At 34.7% G+C, this 24,223-nt stretch carries 32 protein-coding genes and 1 pseudogene; 27 read left to right on the forward strand and 6 right to left on the reverse strand.

Going from position 1 to position 24,223, the window contains the following annotated elements; all coding sequences use genetic code 11:
• Positions 1 to 6 precede the first annotated feature (6 nt).
• The 14 genes from D9780_RS06440 (at position 7) to D9780_RS06505 (ending at position 13,684) form a co-directional block, all read left to right on the forward strand.
• Positions 7 to 2,328, forward strand: coding sequence for an SF1B family DNA helicase RecD2 (locus tag D9780_RS06440; protein ID WP_121639654.1), 2,322 nt, complete (start codon positions 7 to 9; stop codon positions 2,326 to 2,328).
• Between the two features lie 83 nt (positions 2,329 to 2,411).
• Complete coding sequence (locus tag D9780_RS06445; protein WP_073004579.1) at positions 2,412 to 2,606, forward strand: hypothetical protein; 195 nt, start codon at positions 2,412 to 2,414, stop codon at positions 2,604 to 2,606.
• Positions 2,607 to 2,644: 38 nt separating this feature from the next.
• The gene (locus tag D9780_RS06450; RefSeq protein ID WP_121639655.1) at positions 2,645 to 3,754 is read left to right on the forward strand and encodes an AI-2E family transporter; all 1,110 of its coding nucleotides are present in this window, start codon (positions 2,645 to 2,647) and stop codon (positions 3,752 to 3,754) included.
• Positions 3,755 to 4,169: 415 nt separating this feature from the next.
• Entirely contained in the window at positions 4,170 to 6,809 is a 2,640-nt protein-coding gene (gene alaS / locus D9780_RS06455; RefSeq protein WP_121639656.1) for an alanine--tRNA ligase, read from the forward strand.
• A 120-nt stretch (positions 6,810 to 6,929) separates the two neighbouring features.
• Complete coding sequence (locus tag D9780_RS06460; protein WP_073004573.1) at positions 6,930 to 7,199, forward strand: IreB family regulatory phosphoprotein; 270 nt, start codon at positions 6,930 to 6,932, stop codon at positions 7,197 to 7,199.
• Positions 7,200 to 7,613, forward strand: coding sequence for a Holliday junction resolvase RuvX (ruvX, locus tag D9780_RS06465; RefSeq protein WP_121639657.1), 414 nt, complete (start codon positions 7,200 to 7,202; stop codon positions 7,611 to 7,613).
• A gap of 12 nt (positions 7,614 to 7,625) precedes the next feature.
• Entirely contained in the window at positions 7,626 to 7,907 is a 282-nt protein-coding gene (locus tag D9780_RS06470; protein ID WP_073004569.1) for a DUF1292 domain-containing protein, read from the forward strand.
• Positions 7,908 to 8,450: 543 nt separating this feature from the next.
• Positions 8,451 to 9,569, forward strand: coding sequence for an endolytic transglycosylase MltG (gene mltG / locus D9780_RS06475; protein WP_121639658.1), 1,119 nt, complete (start codon positions 8,451 to 8,453; stop codon positions 9,567 to 9,569).
• Between the two features lie 68 nt (positions 9,570 to 9,637).
• Positions 9,638 to 10,285 carry an O-methyltransferase gene (locus D9780_RS06480; RefSeq protein WP_121639659.1) on the forward strand — a complete coding sequence of 216 codons (648 nt, stop codon included), beginning with the start codon at positions 9,638 to 9,640 and terminating at the stop codon, positions 10,283 to 10,285.
• Positions 10,286 to 10,302: 17 nt separating this feature from the next.
• Positions 10,303 to 10,953, forward strand: coding sequence for a uridine kinase (udk, locus tag D9780_RS06485; protein ID WP_073004563.1), 651 nt, complete (start codon positions 10,303 to 10,305; stop codon positions 10,951 to 10,953).
• A 254-nt stretch (positions 10,954 to 11,207) separates the two neighbouring features.
• Positions 11,208 to 11,684, forward strand: a complete 477-nt coding sequence (gene greA, locus D9780_RS06490; protein WP_073004561.1) for a transcription elongation factor GreA — start codon at positions 11,208 to 11,210, stop codon at positions 11,682 to 11,684.
• A gap of 264 nt (positions 11,685 to 11,948) precedes the next feature.
• On the forward strand, positions 11,949 to 12,638 hold the full coding sequence (locus D9780_RS06495) for a YrrS family protein (protein ID WP_121639660.1): 690 nt from the start codon (positions 11,949 to 11,951) through the stop codon (positions 12,636 to 12,638).
• Between the two features lie 16 nt (positions 12,639 to 12,654).
• A complete protein-coding gene (gene mtnN, locus D9780_RS06500; protein WP_073004558.1) occupies positions 12,655 to 13,344 on the forward strand; it encodes a 5'-methylthioadenosine/S-adenosylhomocysteine nucleosidase in 690 nt (229 codons plus the stop codon).
• Between the two features lie 112 nt (positions 13,345 to 13,456).
• Positions 13,457 to 13,684 (forward strand): YrhC family protein, encoded by a 228-nt coding sequence (locus tag D9780_RS06505; protein ID WP_073004556.1) that lies wholly within the window; start codon positions 13,457 to 13,459, stop codon positions 13,682 to 13,684.
• 275 nt (positions 13,685 to 13,959) lie between these two features.
• On the opposite strand, the gene D9780_RS06510 is transcribed toward D9780_RS06505, so the two are convergent.
• From D9780_RS06510 to D9780_RS06530, 5 genes and pseudogenes are all read right to left on the reverse strand, one after another.
• A complete protein-coding gene (locus tag D9780_RS06510; RefSeq protein WP_073004555.1) occupies positions 13,960 to 14,187 on the reverse strand; it encodes a phage holin in 228 nt (75 codons plus the stop codon).
• A gap of 157 nt (positions 14,188 to 14,344) precedes the next feature.
• Positions 14,345 to 14,791: an HXXEE domain-containing protein gene (locus tag D9780_RS06515; protein ID WP_240458790.1), complete on the reverse strand. Its 447-nt coding sequence runs from the start codon at positions 14,789 to 14,791 to the stop codon at positions 14,345 to 14,347.
• A gap of 677 nt (positions 14,792 to 15,468) precedes the next feature.
• Positions 15,469 to 15,867: pseudogene (locus D9780_RS06520) on the reverse strand (sigma-70 family RNA polymerase sigma factor); the annotation flags it as partial.
• Between the two features lie 102 nt (positions 15,868 to 15,969).
• A complete protein-coding gene (locus D9780_RS06525) occupies positions 15,970 to 16,404 on the reverse strand; it encodes an ImmA/IrrE family metallo-endopeptidase (RefSeq protein WP_121639662.1) in 435 nt (144 codons plus the stop codon).
• A gap of 22 nt (positions 16,405 to 16,426) precedes the next feature.
• Positions 16,427 to 16,876 carry a helix-turn-helix domain-containing protein gene (locus D9780_RS06530; protein ID WP_121639663.1) on the reverse strand — a complete coding sequence of 150 codons (450 nt, stop codon included), beginning with the start codon at positions 16,874 to 16,876 and terminating at the stop codon, positions 16,427 to 16,429.
• 155 nt (positions 16,877 to 17,031) lie between these two features.
• Here D9780_RS06530 and D9780_RS06535 point away from each other — a divergent pair, with 155 nt between their 5' ends.
• The gene (locus D9780_RS06535; protein WP_121639664.1) at positions 17,032 to 17,268 is read left to right on the forward strand and encodes a helix-turn-helix domain-containing protein; all 237 of its coding nucleotides are present in this window, start codon (positions 17,032 to 17,034) and stop codon (positions 17,266 to 17,268) included.
• A 70-nt stretch (positions 17,269 to 17,338) separates the two neighbouring features.
• Here the strand turns inward: D9780_RS06535 and D9780_RS06540 are convergent, their stop codons facing one another.
• Positions 17,339 to 17,638, reverse strand: a complete 300-nt coding sequence (locus D9780_RS06540; RefSeq protein WP_162985815.1) for a helix-turn-helix domain-containing protein — start codon at positions 17,636 to 17,638, stop codon at positions 17,339 to 17,341.
• A 140-nt stretch (positions 17,639 to 17,778) separates the two neighbouring features.
• On the opposite strand from D9780_RS06540, the gene D9780_RS06545 reads away from it, so the two are divergent.
• The 12 genes from D9780_RS06545 (at position 17,779) to D9780_RS21055 (ending at position 24,148) form a co-directional block, all read left to right on the forward strand.
• Positions 17,779 to 18,027, forward strand: a complete 249-nt coding sequence (locus D9780_RS06545) for a helix-turn-helix domain-containing protein (protein WP_121639666.1) — start codon at positions 17,779 to 17,781, stop codon at positions 18,025 to 18,027.
• Between the two features lie 184 nt (positions 18,028 to 18,211).
• Positions 18,212 to 18,421 carry a hypothetical protein gene (locus D9780_RS06550; RefSeq protein WP_121639518.1) on the forward strand — a complete coding sequence of 70 codons (210 nt, stop codon included), beginning with the start codon at positions 18,212 to 18,214 and terminating at the stop codon, positions 18,419 to 18,421.
• Positions 18,422 to 18,424: 3 nt separating this feature from the next.
• Complete coding sequence (locus D9780_RS06555) at positions 18,425 to 19,456, forward strand: hypothetical protein (RefSeq protein ID WP_121639667.1); 1,032 nt, start codon at positions 18,425 to 18,427, stop codon at positions 19,454 to 19,456.
• A gap of 34 nt (positions 19,457 to 19,490) precedes the next feature.
• Positions 19,491 to 19,943: a single-stranded DNA-binding protein gene (gene ssb, locus D9780_RS06560; protein ID WP_121639668.1), complete on the forward strand. Its 453-nt coding sequence runs from the start codon at positions 19,491 to 19,493 to the stop codon at positions 19,941 to 19,943.
• A 27-nt stretch (positions 19,944 to 19,970) separates the two neighbouring features.
• Positions 19,971 to 20,249: a hypothetical protein gene (locus D9780_RS06565; RefSeq protein WP_121639669.1), complete on the forward strand. Its 279-nt coding sequence runs from the start codon at positions 19,971 to 19,973 to the stop codon at positions 20,247 to 20,249.
• Positions 20,250 to 20,311: 62 nt separating this feature from the next.
• Positions 20,312 to 20,740, forward strand: a complete 429-nt coding sequence (locus D9780_RS06570) for a YopX family protein (protein ID WP_121639670.1) — start codon at positions 20,312 to 20,314, stop codon at positions 20,738 to 20,740.
• A gap of 113 nt (positions 20,741 to 20,853) precedes the next feature.
• Positions 20,854 to 21,105, forward strand: a complete 252-nt coding sequence (locus D9780_RS06575; protein ID WP_121639523.1) for a hypothetical protein — start codon at positions 20,854 to 20,856, stop codon at positions 21,103 to 21,105.
• Positions 21,102 to 21,284 carry a hypothetical protein gene (locus D9780_RS21050; RefSeq protein WP_162985816.1) on the forward strand — a complete coding sequence of 61 codons (183 nt, stop codon included), beginning with the start codon at positions 21,102 to 21,104 and terminating at the stop codon, positions 21,282 to 21,284. The genes D9780_RS06575 and D9780_RS21050 overlap by 4 nt, the downstream gene beginning before the upstream one ends.
• 193 nt (positions 21,285 to 21,477) lie before the next feature.
• A complete protein-coding gene (locus tag D9780_RS06580; protein ID WP_121639524.1) occupies positions 21,478 to 21,903 on the forward strand; it encodes a hypothetical protein in 426 nt (141 codons plus the stop codon).
• Between the two features lie 171 nt (positions 21,904 to 22,074).
• Positions 22,075 to 22,284 (forward strand): hypothetical protein, encoded by a 210-nt coding sequence (locus D9780_RS06585; protein ID WP_121639671.1) that lies wholly within the window; start codon positions 22,075 to 22,077, stop codon positions 22,282 to 22,284.
• A gap of 119 nt (positions 22,285 to 22,403) precedes the next feature.
• Complete coding sequence (locus tag D9780_RS06590) at positions 22,404 to 22,886, forward strand: ArpU family phage packaging/lysis transcriptional regulator (protein ID WP_121639672.1); 483 nt, start codon at positions 22,404 to 22,406, stop codon at positions 22,884 to 22,886.
• A 287-nt stretch (positions 22,887 to 23,173) separates the two neighbouring features.
• Positions 23,174 to 24,148: a hypothetical protein gene (locus tag D9780_RS21055; RefSeq protein WP_162985817.1), complete on the forward strand. Its 975-nt coding sequence runs from the start codon at positions 23,174 to 23,176 to the stop codon at positions 24,146 to 24,148.
• The last annotated feature ends 75 nt before the right edge of the window (positions 24,149 to 24,223 follow it).

Below are 24,223 nucleotides of genomic sequence, written 5' to 3' on the forward strand. Positions count from 1 at the left end.
TTTTGGATGGAACAGATCAAACAGCCAGCCGAGAATGAAAGCTATATTCGGGGTGAACTCCTTCACTTGATTTTCACAAACGAAGTGGAGCATTTTTCGATTGCTAAAATTAAGGTGTTAGATACAAATGAAACACTTGAGGAGAAAACAATTGTCATAAAGGGTTATTTTTATAATTTGCAGCCGGAAACTAGCTATTATTTCTTTGGGGTATTTGATAAACATCCGCGATTTGGCACTCAGTATAAAGTAACTTCATATAAAACATTTATTCCAGATACGAAGGATGGTTTAGTAGCTTATTTATCCAGCGATCTATTCTATGGGATTGGAAAAAAAACAGCAGCCAAGATTGTGGAGCAATTAGGTGAAAATGCAATTTCTAAAATTATTGATGATCCTGAAGCATTGAATGCTATAGCTGGACTAAAGAAGAAAGCAGCCGATCAATTACGTGTTACTTTACAAGAAAATCAAGGCTTTGAACATGTTGCTGTCTATTTAGCACAATATAATATTGGTTTGAAAATGGCACAAAAAATTTATCAAAATTATAAAGATGAAGCAGTTCAATTATTAGAAGCTGACCCGTATCAGTTTGTGTTTGATATTGATGGGTTTGGCTTTCGAACTGCCGATGAAATAGCTAGACAAATGGGGCTTCCAGCTACTCATCCGACTCGTATAGGAGCAGGTTGCATCTATATTTTGCAAACTTCTATTCAAGAGGGACATGTTTATTTGCCAATGGATGTTTGCATTTCATCTATTTGTTCGCTATTAAACACGAAAGAATTAACGGAAGCAATGGTAATAGAAACTTTAACAGCTTTAAATAAAGATAAACAAGTAATTCTCCAAGATGGCAATGTCTACTTACCTTCTCTCTACTATGCGGAGGATGGATTTAGTTCTCAATTAAAGCGCATTTTACAAAAACCAATCGAGCATCAAACACCGATAGCTGAGCTTATGAAAATTATTGGCAGTATTGAAGAAGAAGAAATTTTATCCTATGGAAAAGAACAGTTTACAGCGATTGACCAAGCTATTCATGCAAAGGTTATGATTCTAACGGGCGGTCCAGGAACAGGTAAAACGACTGTTATAAAAGGTATTCTAAAAGCGTATGCCAATATTCATGAGTTATCTTTACAGCCAAAAGATTACGAATATAAAAGTGACTTTCCATTCGTTTTAACTGCACCAACAGGAAGAGCTGCAAAACGATTAAATGAATCTACGGGGCTACCAGCGATGACTGTACACCGCTTATTAGGATGGGATGGAAACCAAACCTTTGAAAAAAATGAGCATGAACAACTAAGTGGTAAATTTATTATTATAGATGAATTTTCTATGGTAGATATTTGGTTAGCTAATCATCTTTTTAAAGCTATCCCAGATGATATGCAAGTATTAATTGTAGGGGATGAAGACCAATTACCTTCTGTTGGACCAGGGCAAGTCTTAGCAGACTTGCTAAAGACAAATCGAATACCATTTGTGAGGCTGACGGAAGTATATCGACAAAAAGAAGGCTCAAAAGTTATTCAACTCGCTCACGAAATAAAAAGAGATGAGCCGATAAACTTAGGGAAAGATCATGATTTTAACTTTATCCAATGCGGAACAACACAAATGGGACATGTCATTACTAAAATATTTACGAAAGCTTTGGAGAAAGGATTTGAAGTGAAAGATATTCAAGTTCTTGCTCCTATGTACCGTTCAGAAGCTGGAATTACTAAATTAAATCAAGAGCTTCAACAAGTAATTAACCCAAAGACAGACCAGAAAAGAGAAGTTCGCACACAAGAAGCAATTTTTCGAACAGGTGATAAGGTTATACAGCTTGTTAACCAGCCCGAAGATGGTGTATATAATGGCGATATTGGAGAAGTAGTTGCTATATTTCGAGAAGAAGAGAACACGGAACAAGAGGAACAGCTCGTCATTGCCTATGAAGATCGTGAAGTTGTTTATGAGCGGAAAGACTACCGTAATATTATGTTGGCATATTGTATTTCCATTCATAAATCACAAGGTAGTGAGTTTCCTATTGTCATCATGCCTGTTGCTTGGACATATCAACGCATGCTGAGAAAGAATCTATTATATACCGCAATAACAAGAAGTAAACAATCATTAATTATTTGTGGTGAGCAAGAAGCTTTTTTATACGGTGTAGCGACAAAAAATAAAATCCATCGCTATACAACACTGACACAACAGCTCATGGAAAAACTAACTGTGCTTCATGAATCTAATATACATGCAAATTTGGAAGAGGATGATTCTAATCTTTCCCCTTATGACTTTATGTAAGAAGAAACGTATATTTTTATTTGAAATGGGTTAGCATGATAAATAACTAGTATTCAGTGAAAACCAGAAGGAGTATTAACGACATGCGATGCCCGAATTGTAATGGGAAAGATATTGGTAAAATAGGAATTCGGCAATACTACTGTTGGACGTGTTTTGTTGAGATGACGGTAGAAAATAATACACTGCTTTTACATCAAGTGGAAGTAGACGGATCATTAAGTTCGCTCAATGACTTATTTAATGAGGAAGAAAGAAGATTATATGGAAATAGTTAAAGGTTTGATTACACGCTACCTTTTGGAGGAAGTTAGCCATGTTTAATAGTCGTCAAAGCTTGAACTTCCTCTATTTTCTATTAATTGGCATTCTGCTCTTCCTGTTTTTTTACTTAATGATTAAATTGTTTCCTTTCTATAAAGCAGTATTTTTACTTTTCTGGCATGTAGCAGCTCCATTTGTTATTTCATGTTTAATTGCTTATCTATTATACCCAGTTGTGCAGGCAATACATAAGTACCACATTCCTAAAGGAGTGGCAGTTTTAATTATTTACCTGCTTTTTTTTGGTTTAACAGCCTATTTCATATATCGTATTTATCCAATGGTTGTTGTTCAAGTGAGAGATTTAAATGAGCAGTTTCCACAGTTAATGAAAATGTATGAAAAAATGATTTACCAATTTTATGAGTATACATCCTTTTTACCGGAAAATGTGCATGATAAATTTGACCAATTCTTGTTACGAATGGAGAACACACTCGATCAACTCTTAGAAAGATTGATGAGTGGGTTTACAAAGGTCTTTGATCTCATCATCTTTTTAACGGTTATACCTGTACTTGTTTTTTATTTTTTAAAAGACTATGAAAAAATAAAAAAGTACGGGAAACAGCTAATTCCATCTAGGTTTAGATCTCCATGTAGCCAAATTTGGCATGCAATTGATGACAGTTTAGGCAATTATATTAGGGGGCAATTAATTGTTTGTGGCTTTGTAAGTCTGACATCTTTTGTTATTTTTAAATTTTTATTGCAACTTGATTTTGCGTTGCTACTAGCCATCATTATGGGGATAACAAATTTAATCCCTTATTTTGGTCCTATTATTGGAGCGGTCCCAGCAGTAGCTATAGGTTTTACTATCTCAGGGAATATGGTTGTTTTTGTCATTTTATCCGTGTTTATTATTCAGTTGATAGAAAGTAATTTACTTTCCCCGTATATTGTTGGAAAAAGTATTAATATTCACCCGGCTGCCATCATTTTTGCTTTATTACTAGGTGGGCAGTTGTTTGGTGTCGTTGGCATGATTACCGCAGTGCCATTAATGACTATTTTAAAAGTAATTATCAAGCATTTATTTATATGGAAGGATTATCATTCTACTTCTAAGCAAGAAAGGGACTCTGCACCTCTTAGTTGACATTTATGTCTGCCTTATTCTATAATTGCGCTTAACAAGGTTTATCATTAAAATGCGTTGAAGGTTCTGAGTACATGATTAATGCTTTGTAGAGAAAGGGTTCCTTAGGCTGCAAGAACCCTTAAAGTTCACATCATGGAAAGCTGTTCTGGAGTGCGGTTCATCCTCGCCGGTTTGTATACCGTTATCAACAACAAGTGATGAATACTGTTGTGTTCATAATAAGGGTGGTACCGCGATCAATCTCGTCCCTGCAAGTGCAGAGAGGGGATTTTTTTAATCTCTTCTATTTAAATAGACAAACATGTTTCTTTTTATTTTCCAAAATAGTATTAAGTAAAGTTTTTTAATAGATGTATTGTTTTCTCAGAACAACTTCGATCCAACATACATAATGGTATAGGAGGAAAATTATATGAAGCAATTAACGTCAGCAGAAGTGAGGCAAATGTTTCTTGATTTTTTTAAGGAGAAAGGACATCGAGTGGAACCAAGTGCATCTCTTGTGCCAATAGATGATCCAACGTTACTATGGATTAATAGTGGTGTCGCTACATTAAAGAAATATTTTGATGGTAGAGTTATTCCAGAGAACCCTCGAATTGTTAATGTTCAAAAATCAATTCGTACAAATGATATTGAAAATGTAGGATTTACTGCACGACATCATACGTTCTTTGAAATGCTCGGAAACTTTTCGATAGGTGATTATTTTAAGCAAGAAGCAATCGAATGGGCATGGGAATTTTTAACAAGTGACAAGTGGATTGGATTTGAAGAAGATCGTTTATCCGTCACTGTACATCCCGAAGATGATGAAGCGTATGATATTTGGTTGCACACCATTGGATTACCCAAAGAGCGTATCATCCGTCTTGAAGAAAATTTTTGGGATATTGGAGAGGGGCCAAGTGGTCCCAACACCGAAATATTTTATGATCGTGGTGAAAAATATGGTAATAACTCGAATGACCCTGAGTTGTATCCAGGAGGAGAAAACGATCGTTACTTAGAAATATGGAATCTTGTATTCTCCCAATTCAATCATAACCCAGATGATACGTATACCCCGCTACCAAAAAAGAATATTGATACGGGGTTAGGTCTTGAACGAATGGTGTCCGTCATTCAAAATGTTCCAACCAATTTTGAAACAGATCTATTTATGCCGATAATAAATAAAACGGAAGCTTTAGCATCTGTAAAATATGGTGAGACTTCATCAGGGGATACGGCTTTTAAAGTAATTGCTGATCATATACGCACAGTCAGCTTTGCTATTGGCGATGGAGCGGTCCCATCGAATGAAGGAAGAGGGTATGTGTTACGTCGCCTCATTCGTAGGGCAGTACGCTTTGCGAAAGAGATCGGCATTGAAAAACCGTTTATGTATGAGCTTGTTGATATAGTGGCAGAAATCATGCAAGACTTTTACGCGCAAGTAGTGGAAAAGAAAGCATTCATTAAAGATATGATTAAAGCAGAAGAACAGAAATTCCATGAAACATTGCATGATGGTCTAGATATATTAACAACTATTATGGATCGTGAAACACAACGAGGTAGTACCATTTTCCCTGGTTATGAAGTGTTCCGTTTATATGATACTTATGGTTTTCCTAAAGAACTAACGGAAGAATATGTTCAAGCACAGGGGTTTACTATCGATGAAGCAGGTTTTGAGGAAGAAATGGAAAAACAAAGGGAAAGAGCAAGAAAAGCACGTCATAAAGTCGATTCTATGCAGGTGCAAGGAGGGGCGATAGCGAATATTGATGTATTAAGCGAGTTTGTAGGTTATTCCAACTTAGAACAGGATACTACTGTTGCTGCAATCATCCAAGGGGAAGAACAAGTAGAGCAAGCAAATGCTGGAGAAGAAGTGTACTTGTTTTTACACCAAACACCTTTTTATGCAGAAAGTGGGGGGCAAATTGCTGATCATGGTACGATTCGTACAGAATATGCGCTTGGATCTGTAAAAGATGTACAAAAGTCTCCAAAAGGACAACATATACATCGAGTATTCATTGAAAAGGGTAGTATTTCAGTAGGTGAGATGGTTACAGCGACAGTGGATGCATCGAAGAGATCGTTTATTGTTAAAAATCATACGGCAACTCATTTGTTACATCAAGCTTTAAAGGATGTGGTTGGAGAACATGTTAACCAAGCTGGTTCATTCGTAGCACCTGAACGATTACGTTTTGATTTTTCTCACTACCAAGCCGTATCTAAGCAAGAACTAAAGCAAATTGAACAGATTGTAAATGAAAAAATATGGCAAGCTATTTCATTAGAAACCACAACAGAAAAACTGGAAGATGCGAAAAAGATGGGAGCAACGGCCCTTTTTGGGGAAAAATATGGAGATGTAGTTCGTGTCGTTCAAATTAGCGACTATAGTATTGAATTATGTGGTGGCTGTCACGTTGTTAATACAGCTGAAATTGGCCTATTTAAAATTGTAACAGAAAGTGGAATAGGTGCTGGAACACGTCGTATAGAAGCAGTAACAAGTAAGCAAGCTTATCATTTTATGTCAAATAAATTAAACGTGTTACAACAGGCGGCCCAACTTGTAAAAGCAAAAGAAGAAGCAGTGCCTGAAAAAATTGAAGGACTATATAATGAAATAAAACAATTACAAAAAGAAACGGAATCTCTACAAGCTAAATTAGCAAACAAAGAAACTGCCAGCATGCTGGAAGAGGCTGATTTAATAAACGGAGTTCGTGTTTTAGCAAAACATGTAGATGTGCGAGATATGAACCAATTAAGGAATATGGTAGATGAATTAAAACAAAAACTTGATTCAGGTATGATTCTATTAGCCATGGAAAATAATAATAAAGTACAGCTAGCAGCAGGTGTATCCAAAGATTTAATCGAACAAGGCTATCATGCTGGACATTTGATTAAAAAAGCAGCACAAGCATGTGGGGGAGGCGGAGGCGGCCGACCTGACATGGCACAAGCTGGAGGAAAAGACCCGTCTAAAATTGAACAAGCACTACATGCTGCAAAGCTTTATATTAAAGAGAAGCAAAACTAATATATAATTTAGGATATAAAAAAGATATAATTCATTGTCTAAACATGTTACTATAGTAGGAGAGAAGCATATCGGTTAATTCTTGTTCTAAGATAATGATTCCAAAATCGAGGTGTCATGATGAGTTCAATTGATAAAACAATGAAATTTAATTTTTCAGAGGAACCGTTTGAAGAGAATGTGAAAGAGATTTTGTTTAAAGTACACGAAGCACTCCAAGAAAAAGGGTACAACCCAATTAATCAAATTGTTGGCTATTTACTGTCCGGCGACCCTGCCTACATTCCAAGATACAATGACGCTCGTAATCTAATTCGTAAAATTGAACGAGACGAAGTTATTGAAGAACTGGTTAAATTTTATTTAGAGCAACAGAGGGCAGGTAGATAAATGAAGATATTAGGGCTTGATGTAGGATCCAAAACGATTGGCGTTGCTGTTAGCGACGCTTTAGGTTGGACTGCACAAGGAATTACAACTATTAAATGGAATGAGAATGTTTTAACTTCAGCGGATGACGCTTTGGGCGAAATTATAACAGAGCACGAAGTTGGAAAGGCTATTATTGGATTTCCGAAAAATATGAATGGAACGATTGGTGAACGTGGTGAAGCTTCCATTGTTTTTGCAAAACATATGGAAAAAAAGTTTCAAATCCCAACAGAACTCTGGGATGAGCGTTTAACGACAATTGCTGCAGAAAGAGTATTGTTAGAAGCAGATGTTAGTAGAAAAAAACGAAAAAAGGTCGTTGATAAGATGGCTGCTGTGATGATTTTGCAAGGTTATCTTGACCAAAAATAAAGGAGTGGAATAATGGCATTAGAAGAAAAAGAAAGAATTATTATCCCAGATGAAAATGGTGAAGAACATCTTTTTGAGGTATTGTTTACATTTGATTTGGACGATACGAATCAGTCTTACATTGCAGTAACACCTGTAGAGCAATCGGAGGAAGAAGAAGTGGAAGTGTACGCATTTCGCTATGAAGAAAAAGATGAGGATGATTTATCATTATTTCCAATCGAATCAGACGATGAGTGGGAAATGGTAGAAGAGATGCTAAATACCTTGGCAGAGCAGGAAAATGAAGAATAAGCTTTAGTATAGTAATTTTGAGCTAATGTCATTTTTGACATTAGCTCTTTTTTGTTGTCTAGGAAATTAAAAAATTTTGCAGCTGTGGATAAACTAACTAAGTTATTTAGCCACGTCCGGCTCCAGCGCCCAGCAACTAGGCGACTTCACTCCATTGCCTTACGACAAGTCATCATTGGTTCGTTCTAAATAGGAAGGCCGACTAAAGACGGGCTTGCAGGAGGGCGCCGGCATACTCCTGTTGCAGGAGCATGATTCCTAAAACTTTAGGTTGATTCGTTCCAGTCGCTACGTTGCTGAACGGGCGCTTGCGCCTTTGTGCCACTATAGGAAAGAAAGCATTCATTGGTTTATAGTTAACAACAAATTGGACGGTGTTTTATGCCATAAAGACTTACCGGTAGCCAAGTTTTTTCTAATGAAAATTGATGAAGGCTGGACATAAATCCCTTTGTAAAAATCTAAACAAAGGATATTTATACAAAAATAATGGCATCTAATAGCATATTTTAGTATAATATAGCGGATGAGGAGGGAAGATATATGTCCAAGCAGATCAAAACCAGCAAATTTAAGGACAACCTCAAGGCTCGCAGTGAAGAAGCTAAAACGGTTCGCAAAATTGTAACGATCATTATTATGACGCTATTAATTATATTGGTAATAGGGGGGGCTTCAGGTTACTTATATGTGAAATCTGCATTAGAACCTGTTCATCCTGACAGTAAAGAAGAGATTAAGGTAACGATACCAATTGGATCTTCATCCTCTAATATTGCTAATATATTGGAAGATAATGGTGTGATTAAGAACGCACTAATATTTCGCTTTTACTTAAAATTTAATAATGAGTCCAGCTTTCAAGCGGGAGATTATGTATTTACTCCAGATATGGAGCTAAGTGAGATTGTCGATTCATTAAAAAGTGGTAAATTATTGGCAGAACCTGTCTATACGGTTACTATACCTGAAGGAAAAACGATAGAAGAGTTAGCAGAAATTTATGCAGAACAATTACCTTTTTCCAAAAAAGAGTTTTTAGAAAAAGTGAATGATCCAGATTATATTCAGACATTAATGGAACGCTATCCATCTGTACTGCTAGAAGATATTTTGAACCCAGAGATTCGTTCACCACTAGAAGGGTATCTATTTGCCGCAACGTATGAGTTCTTTGAAGAAGAGCCTAGTGTTGAAGCAGTTGTCGATGAGATGCTAAAAAAGACAGAAAGCGTGCTTTCCGATTATTTAGATGTCATCAATGAGCAAAATTATACTGTTCACGAAGCTATAACGTTTGCCTCTGTTATTGAAAAAGAAACGGGTGCCAAGGACCAGCGTAAGAAAATAGCAGGAGTATTTGCTAATCGGTTAGAAAAAGGGATGAAACTTCAGACAGATCCAACTGTTTTATACGCGCAAGGGGAACATAAAGACCGAGTTTTGTATGAAGATTTAGAAATTGAATCACCATATAACACTTATTATATAGAAGGTCTTCCTGTTGGTCCGATTGGTAATTTTTCCGAGACCGCGCTTGAAGCCGCCCTTCACCCTGAGAAATCGAAGAATTTATATTTCTTACATGATAAAGATGGAAATATCTATTATGCTGAAACATTAGAGCAACATAATAAGAACAAGCAAAAACATATAAATTGAGGCATATTATCCCCCGGTCTTATGGATAGGGGGATAAATGCAATTTGTAGAAGGTAGAGGGGATCGTAATGAACGACAGCAATGGTGGCCATTACTTAGAAAAAATGATACCAAAACGAACTGCTTCCATTGAAAGGTTAGAAAAAAAAGCCAAAAATGATCATGTGCCAATTATGGATGTAGTAAGTATGCATTTTGTACAACAAATCATTCGTCTAAAACAGCCTAAGCGGATATTAGAGATCGGTACAGCAATTGGTTATTCTGCTTTACGCATGCTGGAAGCACAACCTAATGCAGAAATTATAACTATAGAAAAAGATGAGCAAAGATATCAAGAAGCCAAGGGGCATATTCGTGCTCACCAAGCTGAACAGCAGATAAAAATCTTATCTGGGGATGCCTTAGAAGTACTAAAAAACTTGCAAAACGAAGCATTTTTTGATGTAATATTTATCGACGCTGCTAAAAGCCAGTACCGTCGTTTTTTTGAGCTTGTTACACCCTTACTAGCAAATGAAGGTATTATCATTACGGATAATGTTTTATTCCGAGGATATGTTGCCAACGAACGTATCGTTCCATCTAGATATAAAAAAATGGTGGAAAAGATCAATGAATATAATCATTGGCTAATGCAACACCCATTGTTTACCACGACTATAGTACCTATAGGAGATGGTGTAGCAATTAGTAGCAAACAGAGTCAGAGTTAGAAGGGAGAAACCATTCGATGCATCATCAACCAGTAGTTATTGGGGTAGCAGGTGGAAGCGGAAGTGGAAAAACTTCTGTTACACGCTCCATATGCCAGCGCTTTTTAGAGCAAACCATTTTAGTTATTGAACAGGACTATTATTATAAAGATCAAAGCCATCTCCCATTCGAAGAACGCTTAAATACCAACTACGATCATCCATTAGCTTTTGACCATGACCTATTAGTTGAGCATATGCATAAATTATTAAGCGGTGAGACGATAGATAAGCCCGTTTATGATTATAAGATGCATACACGCTCTCAAGAAGTTATTCAAGTACAACCAAAAGATGTAATTATTTTAGAGGGGATATTAATTCTTGAAGATCCACGGCTACGTGATTTAATGGACATTAAAGTTTTTGTTGATACAGATGCGGACTTACGAATTATTCGCAGGCTTATGCGTGATATAAAAGAACGTGGAAGAACATTAGATTCTGTAATTGAGCAATATATTCATAAAGTCAGACCATCACACTTACAATTTATTGAACCGAGTAAACGTTATGCTGACATCATTATTCCAGAAGGTGGACAAAATCATGTAGCCATTGACATTATGGCAACTAAAATAGAAAATATCCTTTTGAAACATAGTAATAAATTTAATGAAAAGTATTGAAAAAATATTCGAATTCTGCCATAGTAATGGTTAGTATAATTTTGAAAAATGGAGCGCTTACATTTTCGTCGAGCTCCTATTAGTTTGTGCTCAAAAAATATAAGTTAAAAAGTAGTAAACAACATGTACAATGTTGTAATTGTACTTAAAGTGAGAATATAGAACTAAAGTTTTGAGCATAGCCTAAAAAGAAACATGTCAAATTACATTAGTATGACGACGATATATTGAAGGAAGAAGAAGGAGTGGTTAGAATGACTGTAGAAAAAAGCTATTATATGACTCAAGAGGGGAAAGAGAAATTAGAACAAGAATTGCATTATCTAAAAACAGAACGCCGTCAAGAAGTGGTTGAACGTATAAAAGTGGCTCGAGACTTCGGTGATCTTTCCGAGAATTCAGAGTATGATTCTGCAAAAGACGAACAAGCTTTTGTGGAATCTCGAATTGCACAAGTGGAAAAAATGATTCGTAATGCAGTTATTATAGAAAATGATAATCAAAACCCACACATTGTTTCTTTAGGTAAATCTGTGACGTTCCAAGAACTTCCTGATGGTGATACAGAAACATACACCATTGTTGGAAGTGCTGAAGCTGATCCATTTGAAGGTAAAATCTCTAATGATTCCCCAATGGCACAGAGTTTAATCGGAAAAGAAGTTGGTTCAGAAGTTTCTGTAGCTACTCCTGGTGGAGAAATATTTGTAAAGATTATCGAAGTTGAATAAGTAAGTAAAAAGATAGTGAGCCAAAGCGTTCACTATCTTTTTACGCTCAACAACTATAAGGGCTCTTATGGATTGACTCACTTTTATGAAAAAAGTTTGGGAGTCGATCCTTTAATACAAAAAACAATTATTTCACATAAGCAAGGTTTTGCTTAATACAAAAGGCAAATTTGTAGTTAGTACATAAATTGTTATATGCTAAGCATATTAATTCTTATACTAAATATGGTATGATAGTAGGGTAATTATGGGAGGGTTGAGATAATGGGTGATTTTGATAGAGTTTCCCGTGTAGATAAATTTGAAAAACGAAGAAAAAATACTAAATCTATATCAATTTTTCTTATTATAGGTGCTGTTTTAGTCCTCATTCTGTTGGGAGTTTGGATGTTTGGCGGTGGCGATGAATCCTCAGAAGAGAATAAAGATACTTCCAATGAACAGGCAGAAGCAGAAGATAACGGTACAGAAGATAGTAAGGAAGGAGATAACAACGATCAATTTACTAGAGTAGAAGATGATGAGGACAACACCCAGTCTTCTGATAATGAAAAAGATGAACAAGATAATATAAAAGAGGAAGAACAAGCTGAAGATAATAGTTCAGTGGAAACAGAACAAGTTGAATCGTCAGATGATAATGTCGTGAAAGCTTTTACAGGTGATTGGAAGCCAATTGGAACAGAACAAAAAGGAACGCATACAACAAACTATAATGAAGGTTCTCAAGATAGAAAAGAAATCGAGACTGCTGTTACGCAGGTAACGGGTTTAGATAAAAATAGCATGGTTACACATTGGGTAGGAAATGGTGGAAGTCCGGAAAAAGTAGAAGCAACAGTTTCTACAGAAGATAATACACAGATTTACCGTGTGTATTTAATTTGGGTAGAAGAACAAGGCTGGAAACCAACAAAGGTAGAACAATTAAAAAGTGTAATTATTAACAGATAGATTTGGAGGTATTTGGATGACAATAGGAATTATTGGAGCAATGGATGAAGAAATTGCTTTCTTAAAAGATGCAATGTATATTAAAAAAGAGTTAGAAGTAGCAAACTGTTTATTTATTGAAGGGCAATTATATGATAAAGAGGTTGTTTTGCTTCAATCCGGTATTGGTAAAGTGAATGCTGCGATGGCAACAACCATCCTGCATGAACGATTTGCTCCAAACTACATTATTAACACTGGATCTGCAGGAGGATTTGCTACAGATTTAAACATAGGAGATGTAGTTATCTCGACACAAGTTGTCCATCATGATGTAGACGCAACCGCATTCGATTACGCTTACGGCCAAGTGCCGCAAATGCCTGCAATGTATGATGCAGATGTCAACTTAGTCGCAAAAGTAGTAAATGTATTGACAGATCTAGACATCTCATATGAAAAGGGAATTATTGCGACTGGTGATTCGTTTATGAGTGATAGAGAACGTGTTACATTTGTTCGTGAAAAGTTTCCTACTATGATAGCTGCAGAAATGGAGGCAGCTGCGATAGCACAAGTATGTTACCAATATGCTACACCATTTGTTATTATACGTGCGCTTTCTGATATTGCTGGAAAAGAATCCTCAATTTCTTTCGACGCCTTTTTAAATACTGCAGCCACAAATGCTGCTAATATCATCATGAAGTTTATACAATCAAACTAAAATTTTGCAATACAAGTAAGAAACATTGGCAAATTTGTTTATTCCAATAATTACCTCCCTATGAAATACGTAATTTATGTTAGGATAATCATAGAACTAGGAGGTAATGTTAATGGATAATAAACAGAGATTGAAATATAAATATATAGATTACCAACGGTTTATAGGTGCGTTATTAATCTTATCTATGTATTTATTTTTAGGTGCTATCATTAATACGTATTTGAGACCTTCTGAAGATGGTATTGTTCTTATTGGTTTAACACTCGTTTCATTAAGTGCTGGATTTTGGCTGGCATATCAACAACGTCAAATAAAAAGAAAGCTAGATGAACGCTAATGCAATAAATGCTTAGCGTTTTTTGCACTTTGGAAAAGGGTAGCATTTTCAGGTTTTAAGCTTTAGTCATAAAAATACATGGAGCTGAGTTAGTGCGTAGTACAGTGTTTATTAAAAAAACTTGTTAAATATTTCTGTCAAGCGGTTTTTTACAAACTGTAGTCAGTAGAGAACTATTTCAATATTTCGTTAGTACATAAAAGAAGGATGATGAAGGTAGCAATCCTCCTTTGTTAATCGTGCTACCTTCATCATCCTATTCGTACATATAAATATTATTTCATTCCATTTTCTTTTAGGAATTTTTCATTTTCTTGCGCTTTTTTGGTAACATTATTATTTTTCCACCATGCATATATGGCCATTAATGTAGTAGCTATTGTAGAAACAATTTCATAAATTTCTTCCTCGTTAAATGGTAAGGGCTGATAGCCAAAGGTGATTAAAGCTTGGTTAAGCAATAAAAAGCTTAGTGCAACAAGCCTTACAATAGCAGTTTTCATGTTATCACACTCCTTACTTAAATATATTTCCAAAGCCGTTAAATGGTGTGGACATACGTTTGAAATTAAAATTTACGTTCTTTTTATAGACGATTTGTTTTTTAGGATGAAAAGCTATGTTTCAGAACAGAAAAGAATCTTAGTGGACAGTTAGATTTTATAGGATTCCTCTCATTTTTTTTCCGATTTTTTGGCTAAAAAGAAATACTAGTATAAATAAAGTTACTACTACTAACGCACCTAAAAACATGTTTAAGTTAACCATGTCTGTTGCGTAGAGATGGTTAAAGAGTAAAATATAATAAGGGATTATTAGAAATATACTTGTAATTACTCCTGGAGTGTAACACCATAATAAAAGCGATTGTAACGGATGAGAAAAGATATTAATAGCGAAAGCCAAACTAATCCCTAAAAACAAATAATATTGTTCATTTGTTAATGATATTAAAAGCAAGATAGATGCAAGTATCGACACCCCAAAAACTACAATTGCAAATTGTGCAGCTGTTATATCCTTAAAATCATCTAATTCTTTTTGCATAAATGGAGGTACTTTATGTTTTACCCGTGGATATGTTTTTTTCATCCATCTTTCAACCATTATAATCTCTTCTAAATTATGTAGCATAAATATAATTAAAAAAATAAATATGAATATATCCATTTCGCTTTAACCTTCTTTCTTCATGTTTAAGTTTTTACAAAATAATTCACAAATCGCAACTATAATAGCTACAAGTAGAGGAAGAAATCATCTTTTTCATAACAGAGGTTGATACGTATTATATACTATTTTTTATAAAAATTATATATTTTCATAAAAGTGATATTTCTTTATAATTTCATACACTATTCGTGCAAGCTACGAGTATGCGATGGTTCATTTCAAGGTAAGCAACAAATTTTTTGTTAGATAAGAAACCACCATGGTTACCAAGAGCGCGAGCCACTATCTATGAAGATGATTAACAATACTTCCTAAATAAATGATAAATAGCCTTTTTTAAGAAAGTATAAAGTCAGTGGCTCGTGTATAATACCAATAACCGAATAAGCCACTTTTCGGCTCCGGCGTCTAGTAAACTAGGCGAATTTACGAATCGCTTAAGCTAAGTCATCATCGGTTCGTGCTTTACCGTGATATCTTTACCTCAGTTGGGTTTCTTCTCTTTTCTTAGTTATTTGTTTGATGATTGCTAGCTTCATACTCTATGTTATAAGTTTGCGGCAAGGGTAGGATTTGGGGACTAACTCACACAAAAAAAGAAAGCTAAAACGTTAGCTTTCTTTTTTATCCCTTTTACCTCTATGTTCTTTTCTGTAGTATTCATGAAATACTTTCATTAAAGCTCGTTTTTCAATTCGAGAAACGTAACTTCTAGATATGTTCAATTTTCTGGCAATTTCTCGTTGTGTTAGTTCTTTTTCATCGTTTAATCCGTACCGATAAACAATCACTTCTCGTTCACGTTTATCTAAAATCGCAAAATAGTCTTCCATTTTTTCAATTTCCATGTTCAATTGGATAAATTCGATAATATTTTGATTTTCAGCTTCTAAGATATCAATAAGACTAATTTCATTTCCTTCTTTATCTTGACCAATTGGGTCATGCAGCGAAACATCTTTCTTTATTTTCTTTAATGCCCGTAAGTGCATTAATATTTCATTCTTTATAACAAAAGGGAAGATCGTAATATGTGTTTCAAATAAGGACTAAAGTACTTGCTGGCAAAAAAAACAGTGAAAAAGACCAATGTCTTTATACCTATTAAAATTCTAAAAAAATTTCAAATGGATTATTTCTTGTGGAATACCATATATTTTAGCGGCTTCATATAACGTTAAGGTCTGATTTTGGAATTGAAGTAAATCTGTTTCATGCATGAGCATTTCAACAGCAAACGTATTTGCTTCTCGTTCTATTTTATCGAGAGAATACAATGTCTTGTTTCTCAAAAAAGGAGTGTTTAGTCTAGGATGTAATTGTGAGTGACCTAGTTCGTGAGCACAGGTAAAACGTTGTTCTTCAAAATCTAAGTTACTATTTATGAATATAAACTTGTTTCTTCTTATGTATTTATAAAAACCCATAATTTCACTATGTAATTCTTTTTTATAGACATGAATGTCCAGCGCCGATGCAATATCAAAAGGATCGTTTGTACCGTGCGCTTGAACTAATTTATCTACAATTGTTTTAATCCAAGACATAAAATGCCTTTCTCCTTCTAAATTATTTTTTATCTTTATATTTTTGGGGAGTGTATTTTTTGTTTATTCTAGTTGCTTGTCTTTCAGCATACTCCAGTGCATCTAGTAGTGATTCCATTGCTTCCTTACTTAGAGGCTCGCCTAAGTAACTTAATCCGTCGCTATCTGTGCCATTCATTAAGTCTTTTTTTAATTTTTCCATTCGTTTAGCAATGTCTTTTTCGTCTTTTTCAGTAAGTGGTACGTGGGTGTCTTCGTTTTCCATCATTTTTCCTTTCCCTGTGAGTAACCATTTGTAAGATACTTCATATAAATCTGCAAGAACTGCTAAAGTATTAGCGTCTGGCTCACTAACGTCATTCTCGTAACCACTTAATGTTTTGTTATTTATATTGGTTTTTTGTTTTACTTGTATTTGTTTTAATCCTTTTTTTTCTCTTGCTTTTCGTAATCGTTCGCCCAGGGTGGACATTTAAACACCTACTTTCTAAGAATTATAATAACAGTTTCCTGGAAATAAGGAATTTTTTTCTTAGAAACTTTGAATTAAACTTGACTTCTTAAAAAATAAGAATTAATATGTATTTGTAAACATCTTAGAAACTAAGAAAAAAGGAGGGGGTTGATATGGAAATGCACAAACGTATTAAATGTTATATTGAAACAAATGGCCTCAAGTTTAATTTTGTTGCTGAAAAGTCAGGTATTGATGTTCAAAGATTTTATCGCTTGATAAATGGAAATTCTCCATTAACAGTTGGTGAATACGAGACTATGTGCAAAGGCCTCTCAGTTGATCCTGGTTATTTTTTTAAAGATTTTTTCTTAGAAAATAAGAAATTACCAATAAGGAAAATCAATTAGGAAGTGAGCTAGTAATGTATTTAACCATTTACGAGGTGAGCAGTAGACGCCCACCAAGCTTGATTAAAGCTTATCCTTTCAGAGTTTTAATCATATGTATAACAGCTTGACGCTCTTCCTTGGTCAAACTCTTAGCAGCTTCAAGGAATTGAAGAAGATCGCTTGGAAGATCTGATGGTTGTTCAAAAAATTCTCCAAGAGAAATATTTAATGCTTCACAAATGGAAGTTAATTTATCTAAAGATGGTGTGGTTCTCCCTTTTTCAATATCACTTAAATAAGGTTGTGATATGTGGGATTTTTTAGCAAGTTCCACAACTTTAAGATTATTTGCTTGTCTTAATTCTCTAATACGTTTTCCAATATTCATATTCATCACCTACTTAAGATTATATAGCTGTCAGTGATATAAAAAAAGAGGTAATAGGTTATTTTTATCGTAAATAACTATATTTTCATTGACAATATCGCTAATAACGATATAATGATAATTGAAGGGGGTTGTCAACGATGACTAAAATAAAAAAAGCACGGCTGGCACAAGGGGTTAATCAAATTCAACTAGCTGAAAAAGCAGAAATTGCTCAAGCATATCTAAGTGAAATTGAAACCGGAAAAGCTATACCTTCCATCCATGTTTATAGACGTTTATCAAAAGCTCTTGATGTTCCAATGACTGAGCTATTTGATGACGAGCCTAATGCAAATAAAAAAAGTTATCGGGAGGTGATTAAATGTCAAAAGTTAAAGTCAAGGTAATCAAAGGGCCGAATTTCCGTTTGGCTGAGCAAAAGGCTTATTATATTTTACATGAAATTCTACTTACAAAGACAAAAAATAGACAAGAGAAGATTGGCTGATTAAAGAGATAAGGTACTTACTGTTCATTATAAACCAAAAATTTTACGAATAATAGCAAAGATTTAATAAGGTGGTGTTGAAAGTGCAACAGGTGCATTTATACGAATACCTAGGTGCGTATACTGATCCACTTTACCAAAAGATAGAACGTTTACAAGTTGGAGAAAGTCTTCAATGTGGAGAGGTATGTATTACGTATACAAAGTTCAATTTGTACGAGCTTACTTCAGAAGAGATTCATGAATGCTATTCCACTTTAGACAAGTGTTATGAGAGAGTATGTGAGGTGTAACAAATGGCTGGCGGAAACATTAAAAAATATAGACGTAAAGGCTATGAATCTTTAAATAGAGAGATGTTGCAGGATACGGATAATTTGAGCTTAGAAGCTATTGGCTTACTTGCAAACCTTATATCTATGCCAGATTCCTGGGAAATTAAAAAAACGGCACTATACAAATTCTATGGAAAAAACGGTCGCCGTTCTGTGGAGAAAGCATGGAACCAACTTGTTGAGAATAATTACATAGTTCAACTAAGAAAAAGAACTGGAAGAACGTTTGAGTATATTTATTATGTTTCCCAAGAGAAATTTCAAGAAGATGATATCAAGGAAATTGAAAAAATGGAAGGTTGCAGTATTTGGGATGGAAAATTATCTACCCAACAGGAAGAAAATAGGGGTTATGAGGAAGAAGCGCGTCATGATAGCGATTCTTCGACTGTACAAAACGCACAGTCCAAATTTGGATTGTACATTTTGGACAGTCCAAAATGTACAGTTAATAAATTAACTAATAATTATTTAGATACACTAGATACAAATATAGATACTAAAAATTACGATGAAAATATTACACATGAAATTAATTCAACAACTAAGGAAAAAGAACAACTGAAAAAAGCTTACATGGAAAAAGGGTTCTATGAAAATAGTGATCGTGTGCCTGAAAACCTTGCAAATATGTTAAAAGCTTTTTCCGCAGATATGAACCAAGCTCAAAAATATTATGAAATTATTTTGATTGCTAAAAAACGAGTTGAAAAAGAAGTAGGCTTTGTTATTTGGCTAGAGCAAGAGCCCGAACTGGAGTATCAGTTAATCAATGCTTTTAGCAGAGCAATTAGGCAAATAGAGCAACAGCAGACGGTGGAAAATGGGGACGGTTATATTTACAAAACCATCTACAACGTTTTGCTTAATGAATTATCGACAAGATCACGTAACGCAAATCAGCCAGACACTGTTTACTACGATTGGCTGGAAGAAGGGAAATCGAATGAAGTAATCCCCGAATGGTTTAAACAGCAAAAGCAGGAGCGTTAAAAAATAGATCGCCCAAAAATTAGGAGGTATTAGAATGACTATTAATCGTGTTGTGCTTGTAGGAAGGTTAACAAAGGATCCTGATTTACGCTATACACCAAATGGAGTGGCAGTAGCTAATTTTACCTTAGCTGTTAACCGCCCATTTTCCAATCAACAGGGCAACCGTGAAGCTGATTTTATTAACTGCGTCGTTTGGCGAAGAGCAGCGGAAAACCTGGCGAATTATATGCATAAAGGAAGCATGATTGGAGTAGATGGGCGCATTCAAACTCGTCGATACGAAGATAAAGACAAAAAAACCGTTTTTGTTACTGAAGTATTAGCAGGAAGTGTTCAATTCATAGAAAGCAAAAATAGCAATTCTGATAGAAATACACCAAATCACCATGAAAACGCCTCAAGAGGGCAAGAAAATAATTTTAACAGCTCGTTTGGAAGTAGTGGGGAGGCGATAGATGTTACGGATGACGATTTACCGTTCTGACCTTAGCTTAGAGGGGAGAGGTTCAAAATGACAAGAAAACATAAATTAAAAATTAATGCCGAGTACTTCCAAGATGTTGCTAATGATCTGATTAAGCAACAAGCTGAACGTATAGAAGCACTAGAAAATGATTACCTAGCACTAAGAAACATACACAATATAACAGTCAAAACGGCCGAGTTATTTAAAGAAGTAAACAAACAACAGAAACAAGCTTTAAAAAAAATAAGAGAAATGTCCAAAGACTTGGTGATAGACAGAAAATATTTTGAAATAGCTGATGAAACATTGGAGGGTGAGGAATGACATGAAACTCTCTCAAACAGATTGCCAATAATGTTGGCTATTGCATTGAAAGGAGAATCAGAATGACTGATAAAGTATGTCTGACAAATATAATCGAGAAAAGAGCTGTGTGGAAACAAAAAATTAGGTATATCATGAAACACAAACCTACTGGAAATATACATGTTGTCCATTACTTTTTAGCTCAAATCGAAAGGAAACCTTTAAAAGATTTATCTATAGTCTTTTCTAATGAACATGAGTTAGTTTCTAGTGATCAATACATTGGGTTGAATGATAAAAACGATGAGGAAATATATGGTGGGGACGTACTTGAAGATCCTAATGGAATTAGAGCAAGAATCGTTTATCATCCTGAATATGCTGCCTTTTTAGCATGTTATGTATTAAACGGAAATTTTAAGTTTGAATACTTAGATAAATTGATAATATCACGTTGCAAAATCATTGGAAACATCTATGAGAATTCTGGATTAATAGAGAATGCTTAATGCATTTTATAGATTTCCGTGGCTAGGAGGCAAAGCTACGAAATTCACTTTATGCAAACAGTTGCAAGGTAAATATTGACCATTTTAAATCAAAAAAAGTGAGGAGAGATTATATGCAACAATTAAGTTTGTTTGATCAAAATAGAGAAGTTATACCTCAACATGTTGTATCTCCATTAGAGTCAACAAAAAACAAAAATTCTAAAGCTTTTAAAGAGGAAAAAGAAGTCTGGAGAAGGTACGTGACGGCTGTTCAACAGTCATACAATTGCTCTTGGTTTCAAGCAAGAAGGATGGTTATGGATCATCGAGATACTCAAATTCCAATTGATTTACGAAATGTAAATGCGGGAGGTAAAAAATGACTAATAAAGATATGAAATATCTTCGTTTATTGTTTATTTTTGTTCTGTGTGCAGTAATTATGTACTGGTCGTTGAATGGGTTTTCGATTGCTACTGGTTTAATACACGACTTACTGATTGGAGTTTCGTTCTTTTATTTTACTTGTAGCGAATTGTTTTGCAGGAATACTTGCTTTTAATAAGAAACATAAAGAGGTTGCTCATAGAATTACTTTATTTAGTATGGGGACGTTTATTATGCTTTGTCTTACGCTTATTATTTTTCCTACGATAATTTTTGAGGTTATTTAATTAATTTGTGCAGAAAGTATCCAACTTCAAGCTTGATTTAATTATTAAAAAAACGAGAAGTTAAGAAGGGTGAGGCTTTCGATGAACGATTTACCAGATAAAGTTGTCCATATGGATCAGGTACGGATAAACAGAGGAATTACGAAGGCTTGTAGATGCCAGAAAAAGAAATATGTTTTGGATACAACGAATAGGAGAGTCCATTGCAGTAGCTGCGGAGCAATAATTGATCCATTTGAAGCGATGAGAGAAATGGCGTTACATTGGGAACGCGTGAACGAACAAATCGATCTTTTATTAAAGCAACGAAAGCAAATACAAAACTACAAACCTTGGCTTATCACGATTCGAAACCTAGAAAAACAGTACCGTGGAAAAAAGATGTTGCCAAATTGTCCGAGGTGTAGTGAACCGTTTTTCTTAGAAGAGCTAAACCACTGGTCAGGAAGAAGTTTTGCAGAAGCTCGGATAAAAAAGTGGAGACAAGAGCATGGAGAAGATAGTTGAAAAGGTAGTAGGTGAAATATGTTGGAACCAAGAAATTTCTATATCGATGTAGTTGCATTAGGTGTCTTGCTTTTCCTTAGTATTTTATTAGGAGCATCCTTGTAAAGGAGCAGAAGTTTAGAGATCTATATAGTAAATCCAATTAAAGTGATGGAAAAAGGTGGGTTAAAGTTGTTGAAGCTACAATTTAACAAAAAAAGTTTTAGAAAAACAGATAATGTAGTAGTAAATAGAAATCAAGCTGTAAATGCTGCATACTGTCTTGTGTTGGGTCTAGAGCATGATGTTGCGTTTGGTCTAGATAATTTACCATACCCAGAGCAGCAATATTTACTAGGGAGAGTAATGGCCATTAAAGAACAGTTATTGGAGGGGAAATAGATGAAGAATGGTAGATGTGTAGAATGCAAGAAAGTTGTGGGAGAAAAGAAGTTTCTGTGCGACATTTGCTCCAAAAAATTGCTTGAGCAGAAAATAGATTCTATGTAAAGGGGATTTATATGCAGTTAGCTTTTAACCTCTATTATGAAAAATTAAATAAAATCCTAACAGAAGAAGAGTTAGATCAGTTGTTTAAAGATGAACAACAATTCTTCATTGACTATGTTGAAAAGTATTGGCTTAACCGATACTTTAGAATGAAATCGATGTCTAAGAAAACACATGTACCAAGTATTACAGCTACAATATCAGATATGCCAAAAAGTAAGACGAATGAATTTGTAAGCAAAATAGAAAATTATGCTTTAAAGTCTATTGAAGCTGCAGAGTGGATAGACACGTTAGAAACAGAAGTGAATAATTTGCCAAGAGATTACAGCAAGTTAATTCGATTGAAATATTTGCAGAGGCGGGGAGATGGACAGACATATGAAGATGAGGTTATTTATCCAAAATTGAATATTTCACGAGCCAAATATTATCAAATGAAGAAAAAAGCATTAGAAGAGCTAGGAAGAGCATTGTTTGGTCATGAATTTTAATTGAATAATTCATGAAATCTAAAAATGCGCTTTAAACTTTGCTTGAATTAGACGATGTAAGAAACAAATTGTTTAATTTTCTTAATGTTTTCAAGGGGTGGTTAAAAATGATTATAAATTTTATCAAGACAATTTGGTTCGTTTCATTAGGTCTATTGACTTTTGCTTTCATAGGTATACTTCTTTTGCAAGGTATAAATTTGCTGTTGCATACCGACTTTATGACCGATTTTCTCACTTCTGATTTGAGTGATAGTCTCTAAAAGTAACCTAAAAGGGGAGTAAAAATGAAGAAATTTACTTTGATTATAACAGCGTTATTTTTAATGGGAAACATGTTGTTTGCACCGAGTATAAGCTACGCAGATAGAAGTTGCTCCATCACAATAGATGCTAACAAACACGATTGGTTTAATAGGGCATTTCCAACGTCAGGATGTGATTTTTCAGAAGTGAGTGGTTATTGGGACGGGGAGCAAGCTCGTCTTATGGGGTCAAATACTACATCGGTAGTAAATGGGGAGGTCGTTCCGCTTTCTGTAGGAGAAACGGTAAAAGTAACTGTTATTCCGCCTGCAAAGCCAAAACCAACTCCGAAACCGAAGCCTAAACCTAAACCAAAGCCTAAGCCAAAACCGACACCAAAAACAGAAGTCAAGCCGGCAAAGCCTAAACCAGATCCAAAACCAAAATCCAAGCCAAGACAGGAGTCTCAACCAAAACAAGAGAAAAAACAAAGCCCTACCAAACCTAATAAAAAAGTAGAGAAAGCTAAGCCTAAAAAAGAAGAAACGGCTTCTTCGTCAAAAACTCAGCCAAAAAACCAGGGGAAAAACAAGTTTGCTTCAAGTGCCGAACCTAGAAGTAGTGAAAGAGAAAATAGTAATAATAAGCTAAGATTTAGCGAAATTAAAGGAAAAGATCCTGTAGTTACTCAAAAGAACGGTAAATATATCGCTACATACAAAGACGATAAAGGCAGAACAGTAGAAAAAGAAGTTTCAAAGGAAACAGCTCAAAAAATAGGAAAAGAAGCAAATAAAAAGCCTGAAGAATCTAGTAAGAAAGATAAGGACAATAAGGACAAAAATGATAGTAAAGACGTCGAGAAAGTGATAGATAATAAAGGCAAAGTTTCAAGTGAAACGGAAAAAGAACCAGGAAATACTAAAGTTTTATTAATAGCTATCATGGCTTTAATTGTTGTAGGTACAATAACGGGCATTATTGTTTATAAGCGTAAGAAAAAAGTCAATGAGTAGTCTTAGAAGATTTTAAAAAAGGAGATAAATCTCTTGACTATTAACTAATAATTTACATATTATGTTAGTAGCCTA

The organism is Virgibacillus sp. Bac330, assembly GCF_003667845.1.
Taxonomy (GTDB): Bacteria; Bacillota; Bacilli; order Bacillales; family Amphibacillaceae; genus Virgibacillus; species Virgibacillus chiguensis.